The organism is Psychrobacter sp. bablab_jr014, from assembly GCF_016464015.1.
Taxonomy (GTDB): Bacteria; Pseudomonadota; Gammaproteobacteria; order Pseudomonadales; family Moraxellaceae; genus Psychrobacter.
In genome coordinates, this window is record NZ_JACDXT010000050.1 from 1 (window position 1) to 22,110 (window position 22,110).

At 44.5% G+C, this 22,110-nt stretch carries 18 protein-coding genes; 7 read left to right on the forward strand and 11 right to left on the reverse strand.

The window, feature by feature from the left end:
• The 5 genes from JIE71_RS11635 to JIE71_RS11655 form a co-directional block, all read left to right on the forward strand.
• Positions 1 to 126 (forward strand): zinc ribbon domain-containing protein (locus JIE71_RS11635; protein WP_199508876.1); only part of this gene is annotated, 126 nt, incomplete at its 5' end.
• Positions 127 to 225: 99 nt separating this feature from the next.
• Complete coding sequence (locus tag JIE71_RS11640) at positions 226 to 1,407, forward strand: thiolase family protein (protein WP_199508888.1); 1,182 nt, start codon at positions 226 to 228, stop codon at positions 1,405 to 1,407.
• A gap of 482 nt (positions 1,408 to 1,889) precedes the next feature.
• On the forward strand, positions 1,890 to 2,576 hold the full coding sequence (locus JIE71_RS11645) for a PRC-barrel domain-containing protein (protein ID WP_199508889.1): 687 nt from the start codon (positions 1,890 to 1,892) through the stop codon (positions 2,574 to 2,576).
• Positions 2,577 to 3,017: 441 nt separating this feature from the next.
• On the forward strand, positions 3,018 to 3,872 hold the full coding sequence (locus JIE71_RS11650; RefSeq protein WP_199508890.1) for a DUF2382 domain-containing protein: 855 nt from the start codon (positions 3,018 to 3,020) through the stop codon (positions 3,870 to 3,872).
• Between the two features lie 194 nt (positions 3,873 to 4,066).
• A complete protein-coding gene (locus JIE71_RS11655) occupies positions 4,067 to 4,720 on the forward strand; it encodes a YsnF/AvaK domain-containing protein (protein WP_199508891.1) in 654 nt (217 codons plus the stop codon).
• Positions 4,721 to 4,812: 92 nt separating this feature from the next.
• Here the strand turns inward: JIE71_RS11655 and JIE71_RS11660 are convergent, their stop codons facing one another.
• Both JIE71_RS11660 and secA read right to left on the reverse strand, forming a co-directional pair.
• Positions 4,813 to 5,319, reverse strand: coding sequence for a hypothetical protein (locus JIE71_RS11660; protein WP_199508892.1), 507 nt, complete (start codon positions 5,317 to 5,319; stop codon positions 4,813 to 4,815).
• Between the two features lie 199 nt (positions 5,320 to 5,518).
• Positions 5,519 to 8,290: a preprotein translocase subunit SecA gene (secA, locus tag JIE71_RS11665; RefSeq protein ID WP_199508893.1), complete on the reverse strand. Its 2,772-nt coding sequence runs from the start codon at positions 8,288 to 8,290 to the stop codon at positions 5,519 to 5,521.
• Positions 8,291 to 8,731: 441 nt separating this feature from the next.
• On the opposite strand from secA, the gene mutS reads away from it, so the two are divergent.
• Together mutS and fdxA are read left to right on the forward strand one after the other, a co-directional pair.
• Positions 8,732 to 11,638, forward strand: coding sequence for a DNA mismatch repair protein MutS (mutS, locus tag JIE71_RS11670; protein ID WP_228284680.1), 2,907 nt, complete (start codon positions 8,732 to 8,734; stop codon positions 11,636 to 11,638).
• A gap of 81 nt (positions 11,639 to 11,719) precedes the next feature.
• Positions 11,720 to 12,043: a ferredoxin FdxA gene (fdxA, locus tag JIE71_RS11675; RefSeq protein WP_199508894.1), complete on the forward strand. Its 324-nt coding sequence runs from the start codon at positions 11,720 to 11,722 to the stop codon at positions 12,041 to 12,043.
• A 71-nt stretch (positions 12,044 to 12,114) separates the two neighbouring features.
• Here the strand turns inward: fdxA and JIE71_RS11680 are convergent, their stop codons facing one another.
• From JIE71_RS11680 to JIE71_RS11720, 9 genes are all read right to left on the reverse strand, one after another.
• Positions 12,115 to 13,416, reverse strand: coding sequence for an O-antigen ligase family protein (locus tag JIE71_RS11680; protein ID WP_199508895.1), 1,302 nt, complete (start codon positions 13,414 to 13,416; stop codon positions 12,115 to 12,117).
• Positions 13,417 to 13,505: 89 nt separating this feature from the next.
• Entirely contained in the window at positions 13,506 to 13,925 is a 420-nt protein-coding gene (locus JIE71_RS11685) for a pilin (RefSeq protein ID WP_199508896.1), read from the reverse strand.
• A gap of 378 nt (positions 13,926 to 14,303) precedes the next feature.
• A complete protein-coding gene (locus JIE71_RS11690) occupies positions 14,304 to 14,729 on the reverse strand; it encodes a type IV pilin protein (protein WP_199508897.1) in 426 nt (141 codons plus the stop codon).
• A complete protein-coding gene (locus tag JIE71_RS11695; protein WP_199508898.1) occupies positions 14,723 to 15,298 on the reverse strand; it encodes a type IV pilin protein in 576 nt (191 codons plus the stop codon). The genes JIE71_RS11690 and JIE71_RS11695 overlap by 7 nt, the downstream gene beginning before the upstream one ends.
• A 43-nt stretch (positions 15,299 to 15,341) precedes the next feature.
• A complete protein-coding gene (locus JIE71_RS11700; RefSeq protein WP_199508899.1) occupies positions 15,342 to 19,172 on the reverse strand; it encodes a PilC/PilY family type IV pilus protein in 3,831 nt (1,276 codons plus the stop codon).
• A gap of 76 nt (positions 19,173 to 19,248) precedes the next feature.
• Positions 19,249 to 20,076 carry a pilus assembly protein PilX gene (locus tag JIE71_RS11705; RefSeq protein ID WP_199508900.1) on the reverse strand — a complete coding sequence of 276 codons (828 nt, stop codon included), beginning with the start codon at positions 20,074 to 20,076 and terminating at the stop codon, positions 19,249 to 19,251.
• A 15-nt stretch (positions 20,077 to 20,091) separates the two neighbouring features.
• Positions 20,092 to 21,039 carry a PilW family protein gene (locus tag JIE71_RS11710; protein WP_199508901.1) on the reverse strand — a complete coding sequence of 316 codons (948 nt, stop codon included), beginning with the start codon at positions 21,037 to 21,039 and terminating at the stop codon, positions 20,092 to 20,094.
• Positions 21,039 to 21,701: a type IV pilus modification protein PilV gene (pilV, locus tag JIE71_RS11715; RefSeq protein ID WP_199508902.1), complete on the reverse strand. Its 663-nt coding sequence runs from the start codon at positions 21,699 to 21,701 to the stop codon at positions 21,039 to 21,041. The genes JIE71_RS11710 and pilV overlap by 1 nt, the downstream gene beginning before the upstream one ends.
• On the reverse strand, positions 21,701 to 22,110 hold a 410-nt coding region (locus tag JIE71_RS11720; protein ID WP_199508903.1), incomplete at its 5' end, for a GspH/FimT family protein. The genes pilV and JIE71_RS11720, both read right to left, overlap by 1 nt.

Genomic DNA, 22,110 nt, shown 5'->3' on the forward strand with positions numbered 1-22,110 from the left:
GGTCTTGGAATAAGAGAATGGACTTGTGCTGGGTGTGGCACACGGCATGATAGAGATATCAATGCCGCTAAGAACATTCTTGCGGTCGGGCTTGACCGTCTCGCTGGAGAAATCGCCACCCAATAGCAATGTTGCTATGCAAAGTGAGGGAATCCCCTCATTTTAGGGAGGGGAGGAAGTCAATGTATAAGGAAATACCTCATGTCTTGTATAAGGAAATACCTCATGTCTAATGATGCCGTTGTGATTGTAAGTAGCGCACGTACCCCAATGGGCGGCTTTCAAGGGGCGCTGTCCCCTGCCTCTGCCACCGAGCTTGGTGCAGCAGCCATCAAAGAAGCCTTAACTCGCGCCAATATATCTTTTGATACCCCTGACGAAGTGATTATGGGCTGCATTTTGATTGCAGGTTTGGGTCAAGGCCCTGCACGTCAGGCCATGCGCAAGGCAGGTATGCCTGATAGTATTGGCGCGACCACCATCAACAAACTGTGCGGCTCAGGTCTCAAAGCAGTGATGCAAGCCCATGATGCCATCAAAGCGGGCAGCATTGATATTGCCGTCGCTGGCGGTATGGAGTCCATGAGTAACGCCCCATATTTATTACCGCAAGCACGTAGCGGCTATCGTATGGGACACAAAGACGTCAAAGACCACATGTTCATTGATGGGTTAGAGGACGCCGAGACTGGCAAGCTGATGGGTCAGTTTGCCCAAGAGATGGCGGACAAAAAAGGCTATACCCGTGAGCAGATGGACGAATTTGCAATTTTGTCTTTAAGTCGTGCCCTGACAGCGATTAAAGACGGGCATTTTGCCAAAGAAATTACGCCTGTCACGGTCACTGAGCGCCGCAAAACGCACACGGTCGATACCGATGAAGAGCCAGCGCTTGCTGATGCCGAACGCATTCCCACCTTGCGTCCTGCCTTTGCTAAAGAGGGCACCATTACTGCCGCCAATGCCAGCTCTATCTCAGATGGCGGCGCTGCGCTGGTACTCATGCGTGAGGCAGCAGCGAACGAACAAGGCGCCACCATTCAAGCGCGCATCGTTGCCACTGCACAGCATGCTCAGCACCCAAGCGAATTTACCATTGCACCTGTGGGCGCGATTGAAAAGCTGCTCCAAAAAACAGGCTGGCAAGCCAAAGACGTGGATTTGTGGGAAATTAACGAAGCCTTTGCAGTCGTTACCATGATGGCAATCGATGCTTTTGATTTGGATATTGACAAGGTCAACATCGAAGGTGGCGCTTGTGCGCTTGGCCATCCTGTCGGCTGCTCTGGCGCACGCATTTTGGTCACGCTACTCCACTCATTACAGCGTACAGGTGGCAAAAAAGGTGTTGCAACCTTATGTATCGGCGGCGGCGAAGCGGTTGCTGTCGCTATTGAGTTGCCCTGATGTTTTAGCTTTCACCCCATAAATGCTTTATGAACGCGGCGCAGATAATCTGATGCCGCGTTTTTTATGCCTATCTTCTATGAACGCTACTTACGGTTAACCCTTTATAACGGCCGTAAAGGTTGGTTAAGCTAAGCGTTGAAACAGAAAAAGCACTTACAGCCTTTTACACGTCATTACTTTGCACGCACACTTTGCTACCTTGCGCGGGTATTGTCATCGGTATTGGCTTGCTATTATCTTAAGCAGTTCTTAGCGATGCTCATAATAAAAAGTGCAGGAACTTTAGAATAATAATGTTTAAAAAATACCTATAAAAAACGAGTGAAGAATAAAATCTAATAAGAATGATTGAAGAAGAATAATTATCAGCGATACCACTTTCGATACCTAAATAAGATTAGAAAAGTACCGTTTAATACAATGATCAATATAACGACAATCACGCTTTACAAATAGCATTATAAACAAGGAAAACCATTATGAGCCAGCTTATTCGTTTACAAGACATTCAGGCCACCCATCGTGAGCTTATCGGTGATGATTACTACGACCCAACAGGCAAAACCGCCTACGGCATTAACGAAGAAAAAATCGGTAAGATTGAAGGCGCGTTGGTAGAAGATACCACTGGCCGCATTCGTTACCTAATCGTTGATGTTGGCGGATGGTTTAGCGCCAAAGAAGTACTCGCGCCAGCTGGCTTAGCACGTATCGTTGGTGATGATGTGTTTTTTGACAGCCTTACCAAATCGCAAGTAGAAGCGATGGAAGTATACGATCACGATTATCAGTACAGCTACAAAGAACAATACGAAAAAGACCGCCGCGCCTTTGGTGCAGAGACCCTACCCGCTGATGAGCGTGTAGACATTGCTGATCATAATTACAATGCGCCTGAACATTTTGCGCCATTAGAAGAGCGCTTGGGCACGCACCGCGATCATATTGCTGCAAATACGCCTCGCGCGGCGCATCGTATGCCAGCCGACTATCATGATGTCGAAGTCACTGACGCAATGCGCAATGAAGATACGCTAGCTGGACTAATATATCGTGAGGGGTTAGATGTCGACGCGGATAACAATATTGTGAGTAGAAATGGTACTATCCTTGCAACCGACCATATTTCTGTAGCAGATATTTTACGTGTACGTAATCGCGATTAATAGCTTGCTTTCATAATTTTCAAACGTAAATAGCTTATTATAGACCGCAGTAGTTTCAGCTACTGCGGTCTTTGTTTATAAACGACATTACTTTAAGGTTTTGTTTTTTCAAGGATTTTGGTATAAAAATACTTTTACTGTAATGTCAGGTTACATCGCAACGCGGACTTGTCACACCATTTACAGCCTATTACACGCTATTACTTCCAAAGGACATTTCGCTACTTTGTTCGTATGTTTAGCATCAATAGCAAGTGATAGAGTGGTAACCAGTTCGGGCAATGTTGGGCAGTCCAAGCTATGTCTTAAACAATGTATTGTTAAGGACTTGAATGAAACTGGCCACCGTTTGCTTGAATGCTAAATAACGAAAAAGACTGAATGCGTCAGCTATAACTAGACGACTATCTAAGAAAACAATCAATCAAAGGAATTATAATAATGAGCCAACTTATCCGTTTACAAGACATTCAAGCCACTCACCATGACCTTATTGGTGATGACTACTATGATCCCACAGGCAAAACCGCTTATGGCGCTAAAGAAGACAAAATCGGTAAGATTGAAGGTGCATTGGTAGAAGATACAACTGGCCGTATCCGCTATTTCATCGTTGATGTCGGCGGTTGGTTCAGCTCAAAAGAAGTACTGGTACCTGCAGGTTTAGCACGTATTGTGGGTGATGATATTTTCTTTGACAGTCTGACTGAATCGCAAGCTGAAGCCATGGAAGAGTACGACCATGATTATCAATACAGCTATGAAGAACAAAACGAAAAAGATCGCCAAGCGTTTGTTGCTGACACTGTACCTTCTGAAGAGCGCCTAGAAATCGCTGAAGATTCTTACAATGCTCCAAATACGCTTGAGCTGTTAGAAGAGCGCTTGACGGTTAATAAGGACCGTATCGTTGCAGGATTGGTTAAAGTTGGTAAACACGTGGTCACTGAAGAGCGCAATATCGAAGTGGACCTCGAAGAAGAGCAAGCCCATATCGAACGTACCAATGTAGACCGTCCAACAGATCGTCGTATCGGTGATGACCTAGATGGCAATAACCAAACCATCGAAGTTGAACTAGAAGCAGACCGTGCTCGTGTTAACAAAGAAACGTATGTCGCTGAAGAAGTCAGCGTGGGTAAAACCACTGAACACCACACTGAAACATTGGTTGAAACCATCCAACGTGAAGAGCTTGATGTTGACCGTGACGGCAATGTGGTAGACCGCGAAGGTAATATTGTCGACCGTGATGGCATTTCGGCAGAAGATGTACGCCGTGCTCGTGGTATGTAATTTGTGGCCTATTTTTGATTGTTCTTCATAGAGCAGTCAGTGGGTGCCATAAAATTAGAAAGGTCAGAGTGCATCTCTGGCCTTTTTTACGGTTCGCTTATTGGTGATTAATACCGCTATTTTTAATAATAACCATCATGTAAAGACCCTATTTTTAGGGCCACTTCAATGCTTTGATAATAAGGAATATAATAATGAGCATCGACTACAACGACCCAAAAAATCGCCCTCTTAATCCAAAAATCGACGATACGAATACAGCCAAAATCTCTAACCACAATCATGAAAACCAACTGCCCCCATTAGAAAAAGACAATGACAGCCACATCGATACAGCCATTGATCATCATAAAGTCGAAGAAGACTTTATTGGCCGTTTAGAGTTGTTAGAGGAGCGTCCTGTTGTCACTAAAGAGCGCATAGATGTTGGTAAAGTCACCGTCACCAAGTACACGCGCACCAAAAGCATTACCGTACCGATTGAGCTGGTAGAAGAGTACCTTACCATTCGGACTGACTATAATGACACAGACAGTCAAGAGCTGCTCTCAGGCAGCTATGACGACAAGGACATCGTACGTCACGTGACGCCATCATTAGGTAGTAAAGCGGTAGTCACTATTAATGGCAAAGAGGTCGATATCAGTGATGAACCTTTGGAGATTGTTTTATCGCGTCAAGTGGCAAACATTACCAAAGACACCTATGCGGTACAAGAAGTGTCCGTTAGCAAGACCACACATACCCATACAGATAGCATTCAAGTGGAGCTACAGCACGAAGCGCTTGATGTACAAGAAGAAGGCTTGGTAGAGGTTACCCATCATCCAAATAGCGATAACCATTGATGGTGCAATCTAGTGAAACAGGCACAAAAAAAGCAACCATGACGTTGCTTTTTCTGCGTGCACAATGAGCAATTAGGTATTGTTCTATATCATTATTCTGACTTACACTCATAAGTTGTCACATTGCTCTGATCTGTACCTGCCACACGCATGACGCCCGTTTCACGCGCTTCGTGTGCCACACGCCACTGAGTAAAGCCTTCGCCACCGTCCATTGCTGTTGAGACTTCATAGACTTCAGGGTTGGTATTGTCATTGAGCTGCATGAGGCTAAGCGTGCCTTGGTCTGTCTCCAATACAACTTCATTGGCATCGTCTTTATAGGTTGCCGTCACTTTCATCGCTGGTGTGCACAGGTAGGACAGTTGAGCAACACTGCCATCAACCATTGCTGTGGTATCATCAGCAATACCATCAATACCTGTATCGCTATCGACGACCGTTTCATTAGGATCTGCAGGTGCAGCGGACATGGCTGGCTCGCTACTGGTGCCAGTATCAGCACTGCTATCGGGTTCGGCCTTATCTTGACAAGCGCTAAGTGCCAATACGCTGGCGAGTAGGCCTGTCATAATTATTGTTGGGCGACGTACTATCATAATTATTCTCTCCAAAAAAGTCATACCCGCTTACTATACCCTGCCTGCGCCGCTGTCGCCTATATGGGGTTTGTAATCTCTGCCCCGCTGTTAGTATGATATCTGTGACACTGCCATCCGCCTATCAATCATGCGCATAAAAAAATGCTGCCATAATGATGACAGCGTTTTCTCATATCGTTTAAAAAGTCCGCTTAGATTAAGCAATTTTACCGTGGCATTGCTTATATTTCAGACCCGAACCGCAAGGGCATGGCGCATTACGACTGATGTTCTGGCCTGCATATGGGTTGTCACCTGCACCTGATGCTGCACCCGCAGCGCCACTGGCTGCAGCACGGCGTACTGGTTGCGACTGCGCGTCTGGCTGGCGCTCGCCTGTGAGGCTGTCCACATCATCATGCTCAAACTGCATCTGCATGTGCGCGGCTTCTTCACGTTGCTGCGCCTCTAGGGCTTCTAGCTCTTCTTTGGTTGGGATGTGTACGCGGGATAAGTCTTGCACCGTTTCTGACTTAATCGCGCCGAGCATCATTTGGAACAGCTCAAACGCTTCGCGCTTGTACTCTTGTTCAGGGTTCTTTTGTGCGTAGCCGCGCAAATGAATGCCTTTACGCAGCTGATCCATCTGCGTCAAATGCTCTTTCCAGTGCTTATCAAGGCTTTGGAGCATAAAGTGGCGCTCTAGCTGAGCGGCATTTTCTTCGCCCATTTGCTCACGGCGGCTGTGATAGCGGGCAATCGCGGTATCGATGATTTTGGCGCGTAAGCCTTCTTCATCAAGGCGGCGATCTTCGTCAAGCCAGTCATTGATTGGCATGACAATTTTGAATTCGTCTTCCAGCTCGTCTTCTAAACCGTCAATATCCCACTGATCGTCTACCGACCCTGGTGGTACAAACTGGCTGATGAGTGCGTTATACACTTCATGATTCATCTTCTCGATAGCTTCTAACAAGTCCATCTCAGCTAAGAGGTCATCACGCTGACCATAAATCACTTTACGCTGCTCGTTGGCCACGTCATCGTATTTCAGTAGGTTTTTACGCGCATCGAAGTCGCGGCTTTCTACTTTGCTTTGCGCGTTTTCAATCGAGCGCGAGACCATTTTGTGCTCAATGGCTTCGTCTTCTTTAAGACCCATAGCGCGCATCATATTGACCACGCGGTCGCCTGCAAAGATACGCATGAGATCATCTTCGAGCGATAAGAAGAAACGCGACATGCCAGGGTCACCTTGACGCCCTGCACGACCACGCAGCTGATTATCAATACGGCGTGACTCATGACGCTCTGAACCAATGATGTGCAGACCGCCTGCATTGACCACTTGGTCATGCTTGACTTGCCATTCTGCTTTAAGGCGTGCCAGCTCGTCTTTATCTACCGACTCAATGTCTTCGATAAACGACTGCCAGTTACCGCCCAAGATAATATCCGTACCACGACCTGCCATGTTGGTGGCGATGGTGACTGATTTTGGGCTACCTGCCTGTGCGATGATGTCTGCTTCGCGCTCATGCTGCTTGGCATTTAGGACGTTGTGCTTGATACCTTCTTGGTCGAGCAGGTATGACAACTCTTCTGAGGCTTCGATGGTTGCCGTACCGACGAGCACAGGTGCGCCTTTGGCTTGGATTTCTTTAATCTCGCGGATGATGCCTTTGTATTTGCCCAATTTGGTCAAAAAGATCTGGTCATCCATGTCGATACGCGCAATCGGTCGGTGCGTTGGGATAATAACGACATCAAGATCATAAGTCGATTTGAATTCTGCCGCTTCGGTATCGGCAGTACCTGTCATGCCTGACAGCTTGTCATACAGACGGAAATAGTTCTGGAAAGTGGTGGTCGCCAGCGTCTGGTTTTCGGCTTGAATATCCACGCCTTCTTTGGCCTCAATCGCTTGGTGCAAGCCCTCTGACCAGCGGCGGCCTGGCATGGTGCGACCTGTATTTTCATCGACGATGACGATTTCGCCCTCATTGACGATGTAATGGACGTTTTTAACAAAGATATGGTGCGCACGGATGGCGGCTTGTACGTGGGCAAGTAGCGGCAAACGACTTGGACTATATAGGCTTTCGTTTTCGCCCAGCTCACCAACTTCGGTTAAGAAGTGCTCGATTTTTTCATAGCCTTTTTCGCTAATCTCAATCTGACGGTTCTTTTCATCAATCCAAAAATCTTCGTCTTCGTTGTTCTTATTGGCTTCTTCGTCCTTTGAACGCACCAGACGCGGGATGATGGTATTAATGAGCGCGTACATGCGTGAGGAGTCTTCGGCCTGACCTGAGATAATCAGCGGGGTACGCGCTTCATCAATCAAGATGGAGTCAATTTCATCGATAATACAGTAGTTCAGCGGGCGCTGTTTTTTCTCTTCGAGCTTAAACACCATGTTGTCACGCAGGTAATCAAAGCCATATTCGTTATTGGTGCCGTAGGTGATATCCGCTTGATAGGCATTGACTTTGTCTTGGGGCGGCTGCTGTGAATAAATCACGCCGACGCTTAAACCCAAAAAAGCAAATAGCGGACGGTTCAGCTCAGCATCACGCGACGCCAAGTAATCGTTGACCGTTACCACGTGCACGCCTTTGCCGCTAATGGCATTCAGATAAATGGCAAGGGTCGCCATCAAGGTTTTACCCTCACCCGTTTTCATCTCGGCGATTTTGCCTTCGTGCAGGGTGATACCACCGATAAGCTGCACGTCATAGTGGCGCATGCCCATCACGCGTAAAGAGGCTTCGCGGCAGACGGCGAAGGCTTCGGGCAATAGCGCGTCCAGGCTCTCACCCTTTTCAAAGCGAGCCTTAAATTCTTGTGTTTTTTGTTTCAACTGCTCGTCAGACAGCGCTTGTACGCTTTGTTCTTGTGCATTGACTTTGCTAACGATACGGCGCATCCGCTTGAGTTCGCGGTCATTTTTGGTACCGACCACACTGCCTACAATCTTTGATAACATAATTTTTTAACCTATGGAAATATTTGACATCTGCACATGTCGCCTTTGGCATTATTATCGCCGAGCGCTCTCTGGCATCATGTCACCCAATAAAGTGTGCCTCATTATATATGGTTATGATGGCGATGGATACAAGGGGCGTGGGGCGATATTTGCCGCCGCATCATGCGCATACTCGTGGTAAAATAGCAGGCGGACGATGTTGTCATCGTTTCAGCGCATCATTTGATAAGGCATCATAGCATCGCCATTATCCATACACCACTTTGCAAGCGCTACGTGACGCGCTTGTTTTTTCTTGGTAGTCACCCATATTTACGACTATATATACCACACGCAGCTTTAATCACCGCTGCTCGCACTATTGACGCTATTTTCTGAGGCGTTTACTAAGCTATTTTTAAGCGACCTGTTTTTGTTTTATCCATTATGAGGGCATCCATGAGTCTTACCCCTGCATCGACTGAACTGACCATTGGCGATAGCGTCTATGACCTCGCGCACCACACGCCGATGATGGTGCAATATCTGAACCTAAAAGCGCAGTATCCAAGCGCGCTTTTGCTGTATCGCATGGGCGATTTTTACGAGCTGTTTTTTAGCGATGCCGAGCGTGCGGCAGAGATTTTGGACATTACTCTTACCCGCCGTGGTACGGATAAAGCAGGCAATACCATCGCCATGGCAGGTGTGCCGTTTCACGCCGCTGACAGCTATATGGCGCGCCTGATTGCCGCAGGGCAAACCGTGGTCGTCTGCGAGCAAGTCGAAGACAATAATAAAGACGACGCTGATAATGTCTCTGATGATAAGAACAAAAACAACGATGCCAAGGCTAAAGACAAGCCAGCCATAGGCGGCATCATGCGCCGCGAAGTGGTCAAAACCTTAACCGCAGGCACCATCACCGATGATGCGCTGATTGCGCCCAATGCCACGCCAACGGTCGCCGCGCTGGATGTAAAATTGCCGCGCGCGGGCAGCAATCAGCCGATTGGCGTTGCGGTCAGTCAATTGAACCTTGCTGCGGGCACCATCACCACCCAAGAAGTGCACGGCACGGATAAGGCGCTGGATGCGTTGCGTACCGAGGTGCAAACCGTTTTAGCGCGCTTTGCCCCCAGCGAATGTATCGTCAGTGAACGTATCGACGAGCACTGGCTGGCGTGGCTGCGTAGTGTGATTGACTGCCCCGTTATCGAAGTGGCGGCAGCGGACTTTCACCCTGAGCACGCGCCTATGACTTTGTGCCAACAGTTTGCCGTCGAGCGTTTGGACGGTTTGGGCATTCAGGACAAGCCCCTCGCGCAAACCAGCAGCGCAGCACTAATACACTACGCGCGCCAAACCCAGCAGTGCCAAGTGCCGCAGGTCAATCAACTGCTGGTTGAGGACAATAACGACTATCTGATTATGGACGCCAGCAGCCAGCAAAACCTAGAGCTGTTCGCGCCCGTTACGCCGAGCGGCACCGCGCTCACCCACGTGGTCAATCACTGCAAAACGCCGATGGGTCGCCGACTGCTGGTACAACAAATGAAGCGCCCATTGCGCAGCCGCACGTTAATCAACCAGCGCCTTGATGCGATTGCGCACTTATTGAACCCAGTAGACGATACCGCCGCCAGCGCTATCGACCGCTTACAAAATGTGCTGGCAGAAATTGGCGACGTTGAGCGTATCAGTAGCCGCATTGCGCTCATGAGTGCTAAGCCGCGTGATTTGCGTAAATTGGCAGACGCCATTCACAACAGTGCGCGTCTGCAAGAGACGCTGACGCAACAAGGCATCAATCTTAATGACAGCGGACTGCTGCCGATTTTGTTACAAAGCTTCCCTGCCGAGCTGCCTACCATCCAAGAGACTGCCGCACTGATCGACCGCGCTATCGTCGATGAGCCGCCCGCGCATATTCGTGATGGCGGTATGCTGGCAACAGGCTATGATGAGGAATTCGACAAACTGACCCATCTGCACGACAACGTCCAAAGCACCCTCGATGAAATGGCAGAAGAAGCAAGGCAAACGCATAAACTGCCGAGCCTTAAAGTCGGCTTTAACAAAGTCAGTGGTTTTTATTTTGAATTGCCTAAAGTGCAAGCCCAAAGCGCACCCGCGCACTTTATCCGCAGACAAACGCTTAAGAACAGCGAGCGCTTTATCACTGAAGAACTAAAGACGCTAGAGACCGACTATCTGAGCGCGCAGACTCGTGCCCTCGCCCGCGAAAAGATGCTGTATAACGAACTGCTGGAAACGCTTGGCGAACAGCTGTCTGCCTTACAACAGTTTAGCGCAGCGGTCGCGCACCTTGATGTACTCATCAATTGGGCGCAGCTCGCGGACAGTTATCAGTGGCAGCGACCCATCATGACCGACACCGCTGATAGCAGCATTGACATTCGCGGCGGACGACACTTAGTCGTCGAGTCAGCGCTACGCAATCATGCGCGCATGGATGCCAGCACGCCGCCAAACTTTGTCGCTAATGATTGCGCACTTGGCAGTGATGAGCATCCTGAGCGTCTACTACTCATCACAGGTCCGAACATGGGCGGCAAATCGACCTTTATGCGCCAGACCGCGCTGATTGTCCTGCTCGCGCATTGCGGCAGCTTTGTCCCCGCAGAATACGCCAGCATCGGTAATATCGACCGTATCTTTACCCGTATTGGCTCGGCGGACGACCTTGCAGGCGGTAAGTCAACCTTTATGGTGGAGATGATTGAGACCGCGACCATCCTAAATTTGGCAAGCGCGCAGTCGTTGGTACTCATGGATGAGGTCGGGCGCGGCACCTCAACCACAGACGGGCTAGCTATCGCGCACGCGTGCGTTGGGCGCTTACAAGCGATGGGCTGCTTAACATTATTCGCGACCCACTATTTTGAACTGACTCAGCTTGCCGAAGCCAGTGACGGCGTGCGCAACGTACACGTCGCTGCCAGTGAAGTCGATGGACAGTTATTACTGCTGCATAAAATCCGTACAGGCGCGGCAAGCTCTAGCTTTGGCTTGCATGTGGCGAAAATGGCGGGCATTCCAAATGACGTGGTAGAAGATGCCAAGCAGTATTTGCAAAGCTTGGTGCAGTACACCCAAATGCCAAATCATGACAAAACTGACTTAGCTAATTCACAAGCTGACAAAAGCGTGGCAGCGAGCATGACCGATATGCGCTATGAGCAGGACTTGTTTACGAGCCTCGATGACAGTAGTGATGATAAATCCACACAAAATCAACAGCTTGCTGCCTGTCAGCTGCTAAGTGATAGTGACCCTGATGCCTTAACGCCTAAGCAAGCGCATGATCTGTTGTATCAGCTCAAACAGTTGCTAGAGTGTTAAAGAGGTTTGTTTAATCGCTATAAAAGCGCTAAAATATACTTTATTTTTTATTCGCAACATCAACAGTAGGTAGCCACCGCCATGACCTTTGTCGTTACAGAAAACTGCATCCTTTGCAAATACACCGATTGTGTAGAAGTCTGTCCTGTAGACTGTTTTTATGAAGGACCAAACTTTCTGGTCATCGACCCTGATGAGTGCATCGACTGCGCCCTATGCGAGCCTGAATGTCCTGCCAATGCCATCTTCTCAGAAGACGAAGTGCCAAAAGGTCAAGAAGTCTTTATTGAATTGAATGAAGAGCTGGCGCAGACGTGGCCGAACATCACTGAGATGAAAGACAAAATGCCTGAAGCGGACAAGTGGGACGGCGCAGAAGGTAAATTGCAGTATTTGGAGAAATAAAATTCTCGCTAGCCGAATAAAAAAGCCACCGTTTAGGTGGCTTTCTTAATTTAATCCATTTGTAAATTTTTTTAAAATAAACTATATCCATTTATCCAAAAGCGCGGAGGCATGGACATAGTAAGATCCTCAAGAGCAGAGGTAGTTATAAATAAGAATAAGTAAACTATAGATATTATTAAATAAACTGTCAAAGACAAATATTTCTTAAAATATTCTTCAGATGCTTCTGAATAACAAAAATATTGAGAGTGAAAAAAGTGTGGGCTTTTCAGTAAGAATATGAGTAACCACAGCAATGCTATTTGAGTTACTGGATACACATGTACACCCGAAAATGCTAAATCAATACCTATAGCAATTAGAGCGGAGATAGCAAAGTAGCTACTTCTATAGTGCCAATTAATACGACTAATAATAGTAGATATTGCGAAAACTAAGAAGCTAAAACCTATTAATCCTGTTTCACTTAATATTTGGATATAAAAATTGTGTGGGTGAGCTGACAAGTTTTTATAGTAATCTAATTGATAGAAACCGCATCCTATAATAGGATGTTGCGTCCAACAATAATATGCATTTGTCCATAAGTCTAAACGGCCAGAAGATGACTCTCTCAGTACTCGTAATACAGATGTCTTTGAGCTCGATACACTATAGTTTATAAGTAAATACACTAACCAAGAAGACATATATACTGCTGTTAGTCGCCAACGAATACTACGATATATGATACTAACGAATATTATAAATATAGTATAAGCGATTGTTACTGAACGTGCCCCATCTAATAAGACCGCTAACAATGCTAAAAATACAAATAGTAAATAGCAAAATTTATATTTCTTCTCGTTTATGTAGAACCAAACTGAAAAAACAGACATTATAAAGAAGTAACTATCATATACTCTAATGTTTAAAGAAAAATGATACCAGAGAGGATGATATTTGCCTGTATTCAAATAATCCCAAATAGAAAGAGGTAACAGTAGGAACATTGATAAACTTAGCAATACAATCGATTTTGCAACTGTATTTTGATATTTTAATATTTGAAAAGTTTTATAAAGTAAATATATTAATAGTAAGTCCACTACTATAAAATAGTGATGCTGCCAAAATAGAGTGCCAATAGTAATGAAAATTAAGAATATAGCATCAGAGGTAGCAATAATGACGGGCTTCGTTACAGAATTCCATATACATAGCGATAGTATTAATAAAACCTGAAAAACTCGGAAATCATTATAGGACTGGTAAGCAAAACCAATAGCAATTCCTAAAATGAATAATATTAAGAATAAACCTAAAAGTAACTCTTTATTAAATAAAGAAAGTCGACAACTCTGATTAATATACTTTATTAGACTCATATAGTTGCAACAAAAAAATAATGAAAAAGCCAAACTTAAAGTTTGGCTTTGACCTTTAAATAGTTGAGCTTTAACTACAAACTACTTTATTATGATTGAGCACAAGAGCTTGGTGCTAAATCTTTATTACCAGTAGCCAATCCAGTAGTTTCACAAGTCCACTGACCAGTTCCTGTACGTGTCCAAGTTAGTACAGCGCCTCGTGCCTGTGAAGGCGCATTTTGAATCTCACAAGAGATAGTACCAGCACCATCTGTAGTAGAAGCAGTTATATTGCAATTATTAGTAGTAGGTTGTAATCCGATAGATGCAGCATCAGTCACTTCCTTACCATCATTTATTAGTTGCTCTGCAGCAGTTTTGCCCGCAGAAATTTCAGAAAGGCCTGCAGTTAGCTTCGATTTCGCTTGATAACTACTATAAGCAGGAATAGCGATCGCAGCTAGAATACCGATAATAGCAACAACGATCATTAGTTCGATTAGGGTAAAACCTTTTTGAGCGTTCATAATAACTCCCTATGAGTATATATGGCAGTAGCATGATGCTATATCTTAGCTGCCTACAAAAATTATTTAGGATGACTAATGTATTTAGTCTATCCTTCTTACTCATAATGTTGCAGGTAGTGTGCCAACTTTCTGGTAACTATTAGATATTTTAAATTTATTCTTCATTGTTAACCCTATACAAGGTAACGAAGATTTTCTAACGCTTGTATTGATAATAACAGTCATTAAAACGCTCTTTATCAGCTAAAAATTATTCTTTTTAGACTCATTTAATTATTTTAGACAATTTTTGTCCATTGTATATTGCTAAACTCTGTCGCTCCACACTAAAAATTTTTGATATGTCAAAGTAGTGACGATTTTTGTCAAAAAATGTTATTGCTTCCACTCGTCACCAGAGCCACACACGTCAGCTCTACATTTGACACCCATACTGTTTAAAGTAAGTACGCCGTCACTAGCCATCTGCGTGCCTGTCTTTGGCGTGGCTGTGATTGTCCAGCTGTTCGTTAAAGGGTTTGGTAAAGATACCGTATATAGCGCTGTTCCTTGACGCGGATAATCACCTGTCATGCCAGTCGTTGATACCTTGGTGTATGTACCCGCTGACAATTTTTGTCGCTCAATTTGTTGCGCGATATTTTGCATTTCACTCATCATATCGGCACGATTACTTTTTATGACATACTGCTGGTAGCTTGGATAGGCTATCGCCGCCAATATGCCGATGATCGCGACGACAATCATCATTTCAATAAGCGTGAATCCTGCTGATTTTTTGTGATATGTACTTATTACCATGTCTGCTGCCCTGCTCCACAGTTGGTTGATGTCACCGTTATACTTCTATCTTTACTTTGACAGCGTAAACCACGACTGGTCATCATAAATATATGGCCAGTACTCGCAGTACCATTGCTGTTCGGCGTCGCAAACATCTTCCACGCTCGTCCTGTTGTGGTGTCTACATTGGTAGCTGTATTGGTGGTAGACATTAATGAATTGGCGGGTGCTGTCCCATCTACTAATGTAATTTTATAGCGATAATTATTGGCATTACTACCACTAGGGACGTATATGGTTTTATTGTCAGTCCCATCATAAGCATAACTGACGGTACTGCTACCATTTACCTGTCTTGGTTGAAAACCTCGATACGTTAATGCTTTAGCGCGCCATTGCTCCAGCTGTATTTGTAAGTCCAGCATTTTCGCTTGGGCTTCACGCTCGGCATTTTGTATCACATATTGACGATAGCTCGGTATGGCAATAGCTACAAGGATAGACAATATGAAAACCGTCACCATCAGCTCTATTAAGGTAAAGCCCTTTTGATCATCGCATGAATGGCATATAGGCTGCGTATGCATATAAGATTCCCTATTGAGAGTATTTATCACTATGTCTTTAACCTTACTTCTTCTCATACCATTTCTTTGGCTGTAAGGTATAACGCTCATTAAATAAATACTCTACCGCTGAACCGTCACCGCCTGTTTGGGTCACTTGACCACTATCATATTTGATATCTTTTATATTGGTATCATTTTTTCCAGTATCCGTACCGTACTTTGTTCGATTCGCTGAATCAGCGCGCTCATTTATGGTTGTGGTTCCTATAAGTACTTTAATATCCGTATTGTTTTCATTATACGCACCTAACGTTAGCTCTTGGATACCTTGACCTGCAGGTACATAGCCGCCTGTACCAGTAATAGATGATTCATCAGTACAGATACCATAAGGTAGGCAATACAACTGGCGCTCTGAACCCCCTTGAATTTTTGCGCTACACGAATTTGTGGCGCCATATAATTTATCAGGGTTATATACTGTAGTGTATAACAGACTATTGATAACTACACTGTCCCCTACACCTTTGTTATATTTGACGTTTTGATAACCGTCAAAACGTGTCAACGGATAGTACCAACCTCGCTTCGTTCCGCGAATCAATGTATTTTTAGTCGTTTGCTTGGTTTGTGCAGTTGGGGTATCACCTAACGTTGAGGTTAGATTAACTAGGTCACTTTCGGTTAAGTTTGATACCGTGGTTGAAAAACTACTGTCATACAGTGTTCTTTGAGTGATGTCGTTATCGATAATACCGTAGACGCGGTTAGCATAACTGTTGTTTGTACGTACTCTTGATAGTGGTGCACTTCGATTGCCTGAAATAACATTAACCATTGCAAAGATTTGTCCCGCATTACCTACTGTTTCGCCAGCAATACCTTCATTACGATAAAAACTAATGACTGGTCGCTCATAAAAACGATAAGGTAGGGTATTTGCATTAGAGTTCGTATTTAAAATACGAACAACGCGAGTGTTAGAGAAATTATTGACTTCAGTAAAACCAAACTCAGCAGGCCGTGCATTTTTAAAGTCTGCTCGGAACACCTGACCACCCAAGTCTGCGGCATATAAGTGATCCATCAAACCATCATTGTCTCTATCAAGAACTGTGATACCACCAACAATACTATTAATCATGGTGTCGGTTTTTTTATTTTTATTACCCCCAGCTTCACCACTCGTAGACCATATCAGCTCACCTGTACGAGCATTAATCATATAAACAGCATTGCCTTTAGCAGGTGCCGCTGAAGTTGCCTTGTAGCTGTCATTTTCGTACTGCATATCGTAGCCACCACCGAACACCAATACGTCAATAGGGTCAGCATCTGCTGATAGACGGACTTTAGCAGCAGTTGGTTTACTCCAAATCTGTCCCATACGGCTAAAGTCTGTTGAGGGACTATAATTCAAGCCACTTGGCGTAATGGTAAATAACATTCTTGGCGTAGCAGCATCACTGATATCCATGCCATAAAATGCATTACCACCCATACGTAAGCCGCCATACGCAAACATACCATTATTCGATGAGGTGTCTACTGTGACTCTACTATTTTCCAAATCATAGCTATAGTCTGTCGTTACTAGCCAAGGCGCGTCAACACCAAAATATGGTTGACCTATTTTATCAACGGTAGAATCTTTTACTAAAGCTTTTGGCTGTTGCTCTAGCATGTACTTAGGAATAATGGCTGTTGTTTCACTACCATCATCTGCGTCTACCAAATGAAGCGCGCCATCCATAGAACCAAAGAGTACGTAATCGTCACGCGTGTTTGTAATTCTACCGTTTTCATCTAAAGTAGCACTGTATGAAATAGCTGTTGGCTTTGAATGTACGACACCGCCCAGTATTCGGATGTCAGTCGTTGGACGACTCAAGGTCAATTCACTGACTCTCGTATTAGATGACGCAAGACCATCGGCACTCACCAAACCATCAAAGCCTAAAAAGCTCAGTAAGCGCCGCTTGTTTAACTCTGTATAAGTCGCGGTATCAACAAGTGCGTCAAATCCACTCGGCGTACCTGAAGCGGATACGCCTACCCTACGCAATATAGGCGTTTTATCGTTAGCCGAGGTATAATCTTCAACATATAAGCTACGTACACTCGCAAGCCCTGAGCGTGGTGTTGCCAATTGAGCGTAGACACCGCCTGCCTGTACACTATCATTTGCAGTTGTTCCATTTTCTGAAAAGCTGGTGTTTTGCCACAAATCTTGAGTACTCGATCTTAAATCACCAGCTGCACTTTTGAACAGTAAGCTATTATTTTTACCGTATAAAGTACCTTGGTTAAGTGAATACTTTTTTAGATTACCATCCCAAATACTAAGGTTTGACGCAACATCAGCAGCTAGCATAGGTAAATAGGCAAATGGCAGCTGTTGTGCTACTTGATAAGGGTTATCAGGCACAGTAATGGTACCTGAAGGCGCAGCAGGTAAAGTCTGATCTAAATCGTTGACGAATGTTGTAATGCTATTAACAATATCATTAGTAGACTGCGCGGAATAAAAGCCACCTTCACCAAAGCCACCTACACCTGGTAAAGAAGGATGCGTTTTTTCTCCCCAATTACACGCATTTCTTGCGTCAACATTCGCAAAATTTTTACAGTTATAAAAATCACGGTTGGTTGTCGCACCCGTGTTTGGATTGGTATACGATAAGGTACGAATCAGCTGTTTATCTACACTCTTTTTCGCATCTTCTACTCTATCTACGTTAAAGTCTGAGCCAAATCCGACAACAGCAGTGTATACCTTCCTATCAGCACCTAATAGGTTTTTTGTTGGGTCGCGCAAAACTCTAGCAAACGCACCGACTGCAGGCATACCATTGTTACCTTCACTACCACTTGGCAACGAGTCTGAAGGGATTGAAAAGCTGTTATCTTTTAAAACAGTGCGCATTATTCTTGCAGGATCAGGAGAGCTATTAGGGTTACCATCTGTTAAGAAATATATCCCACGCCCATCACAAGAAGATGGGGATGATAATGGACTAATATAGTTCCCATTCTTTTTTGACGTATTTACAGATTCATCGAAGCCACTATAATTACCAGAACCATTTAGATACACGGTATTCGTGCCCAACATATAAGCGCCCGCTTCTGCGTAAGCATTGGCCGTAGGCGTACCGTTTGAGCCTATTAAGCCTGCTACTTCTGTTTTGATTAGCCGACGCTGTGTATCTGTCAATAACGCTGCTGGTACCAATATTTTACCGCTTCTACCATTGGCTCCTATAAACTGATTATTACTATTACTTTGTGTAGAAAACTGACCAATACCAATAGCAACTTTTTCACTATCTAACTGAGTGTTATCCATTAAGTCAAAAATTGCATCTTTTAGCCGAGTAAGGCGATCATAAGTCTTGCTATCAAATTTATAAAAATACGTATTATTACTATTAGAAGTTATACTCCCAAACCCAGCAACAGACACAGCAGATATCTCGGCACCACAGTCTGAAAAACCATAGTCCGTGGAACCAGAACCGTTACTAGGCCCACAGCGATACCATCTATTATTGTTATTATTCAGACGATAATAATATCTTCTACCTGTTTCACAGTAATTTTTTATATATGAAGGATTAGTATTAGATGCTTCTGAGCCTTTAATGTAATATGTCCCTGATGGTAAATCACAAGCATAGTTTACCTGATCCAAACTCATACTACCGGAGGTATCTAACATCATCATGATGGTGACTTTACCGCCCTCAGCAGCCTTATAAATTTCTAAATCCCCAATAGGCTTTCTGTCTGCCATAGCAGGAGTTGATAAGGTACTTAGACTCATTAAAATAGCTGTGATTAACGCTGTTTTTTGCCCTAGTGGGACAGAACGCTTATTTGATAGCTTCATGAATCTACTCCTTTAAAGGTTATCAGGACGATCCGCCATAGGGTCATGATGTCTTGAGTCTGCTTACAATAACAATTTAATTTGAAGGTAAAGTACATAACAGGCCACTACCCTTACCATAATTCACGCATTTGACTCTTTGCGACTGGTTTTCAATATCAACTTGTTGATATACAGTCGTATTCGGTATGCCTGCTCGAGACATGCAGCCTGATAATGTATCAGTCACTTTCGTAGCGATAATCGGCCTTGTCGTTTGTGCAAAGCAGTTGGTATTCCCAACTTTAGTGTCACCATAAGCAGGTAGTACCGCGGTACTATTCACATCAAAACTATAAGCCACACTTGAAACTTTGTCAGTATCTTGACCCAAAGTCACGTTAGGAAACGTAGGATCAGAGGCGGTAGTCGGTGTTAACGATACATTGACTTGTGTCATACTCGTATTGCGACTACTTATATAGTCTTCTGACTTGCTCGGATTACAGTAGCCGGTCGTGTTAGGCACAACGCTACCCCCGTCAGCTGTACGAATAGTCGTTTTATTGATATCAAAAAATCGTCCACGTGGTCTTAAGCAAAATACGTATTCATTGCTTTGCGCTGATTTGTCTAAAATAAAATAGCCAAAAGGTCCTGAACGTGACAGCATTTCTGTATAGATATCACTACGACTATCACCGTTTATTGATTGTTCAATGTTTTTATTGGTTTTGTCAGCTGATTGCAAAAGTAGCGTATTAATCTGGTCACTGGTAGATAGCTTTAGGTCAGTGGTACTTTGGCGTACTGCTAACGCTCCTGCCAGTACAATAAGGATTAAAAATAAAAGCACCACAATCAATACTGCACCTTGCTGCTGCATGGGCTTTGAGAGCATCTGTGTAGATAATTTGGTAGACATAATGACCTCGATTGATTATGAGCTGCTAATAGGGCTCGCTACTACAGACATTACGCGTGCATTACGCAGTAATACGGTCGTTTCATAAGCACGGCGATAATACTTTCTTCGTGTTGTATCAGTTTTGAGCGTATTTTTTGCATCTAATAACGTAAACTCATTGCTGTCTGTAGACTCTAGTAGCGGGGTATTACTTCTAATAATGACACCTAATTTTAGTGTGGTGATATCAGGTTTATCCGTCAGTGTTAAATAAGTTTGAGCGGGTAGATAAGTAACGTTTGTAACATCACTACGCACACCCAAAAGTACTTTGAACTGATCGACTGCAGGTATCAGTACCTCTCCTGCACCACCGAAACCTGAAACCACACCTGCATCCGTGACTCGGCCTGCATCGCACGCAAGTCCAAGCTCTTTGACTGTCGCTGTCTGATTGGTCGCCGTTTCACGGATAAAATAGCGCTCAACCACCCAATCGCTACTACCTGCCGCAACTTCTGTGCCTTCACAATCATACATGACGCTATTGGTTATATTTTTATACTGAATCGTAAGTTGGTCACTGGCTTTGTCTGTATTTGAAATACCTGTCCAGCTATTCGCCCCTTTTACGACCGATTGCCCAGCGCTGATCGTAAAGTCGCCTGTATTTTTATAGCTGGCATTATTAATATTATTGCCTGTCAATACGATACCGCCATGAGGCGTTATACTCGTAATATTAGTAATATCATTACCTAAATTGGCAAGTCGAATATTCTTCTCTAATGCTTGCATAGCAAATATGGTGCTGTCTTGAACTTCAGACGCACTTTGTTGTACGGTGACGGTACGTGTACTGATAAGATATACTTGCATGACGGCAGCAGAGATCAAAAGTCCAAGAACTAACGAAATCATTAGCTCAATTAAGGTAAAGCCCAGCTCACTATTCAATACGCTATGATTAATATTACGCATCAGTAAGCCTCCGATATGAGGCATTGGCTGCCAATCTTGTATGTCCCACTAGCAGTTGCGCAGGCCTTACTGTCGTTATCACTAAGTAGGGCTTTAGTATCTTTCCAAGCAATAATAATACACATTTGCGTTTGAATCGCTTGAGTGGTCGTTCCAGGACAAGTGACCACATTGACCGCTAGGCCCTCATCGGTCGCTTGTTTTTTAAATACCATTGCATCGCGTGCCGCCAATTGATTCATATTACAATTTTGCGCTGGTACCGTTTTTTTCACGCTATTTTCAGTAACCTCTATAGTACCTGTAGATAAACAGCCGTCAGTATTATTGGTAATATCTACTTTTTTTCCATCGACAGTAGCTGAGGTAGTCGCACTACTACTAACGATGGCCTGGACCGTTGGTAGCGCCCCTGTTTCTGATGGCGTCGCTTTGGTAAACGATGTGCCACTGCCTGTGACATAGGCTTCAGGATAAGCGCGCATAATTTCTGATAAATTACGCACCAAAGTGAGCGATTTGGTACGCATCATACTCTCATCAGTAGCGCCAACGGCGCGTACTTGTAAAGCGCTGAACCCAAGTACGGCAATTGATAGCAACAATACAGCGACCATCACTTCAACCAGACCAACCCCTTGCTGTGAGTCGTAAGTTCTCATTAGCATACTCCTCCAGGCTTACTACTAATGAGGCCTTTGCTACTCACAACTACCTGAATAGGTGATGCAGACTTGTTGCTGTCGCAAATCGTGTAAGTAACTGCTTGATTCACAGTACCATTAGGTTTAAAAACAATCTTATTAGTACTTACTGAAGACTTTATGGTACTTTTTTCATCATAATTATAAGTTTGAATAATAACTAGGTTTTCTCCAGTAGGAGTACTGCTTCCTGTTCCTCCATTACTTTCGCCAGAATTATTACCGCTTCCACCACTATTGCCACTACCGCTATTGCCACCACCGTTGTTACCGCTATTGCCGCCACCGTTGTTACCGCTATTGCCGCCACCGTTGTTACCGCTATTACCACCACCGTTATTACTGCTATTGCCACCACCGTTATTAC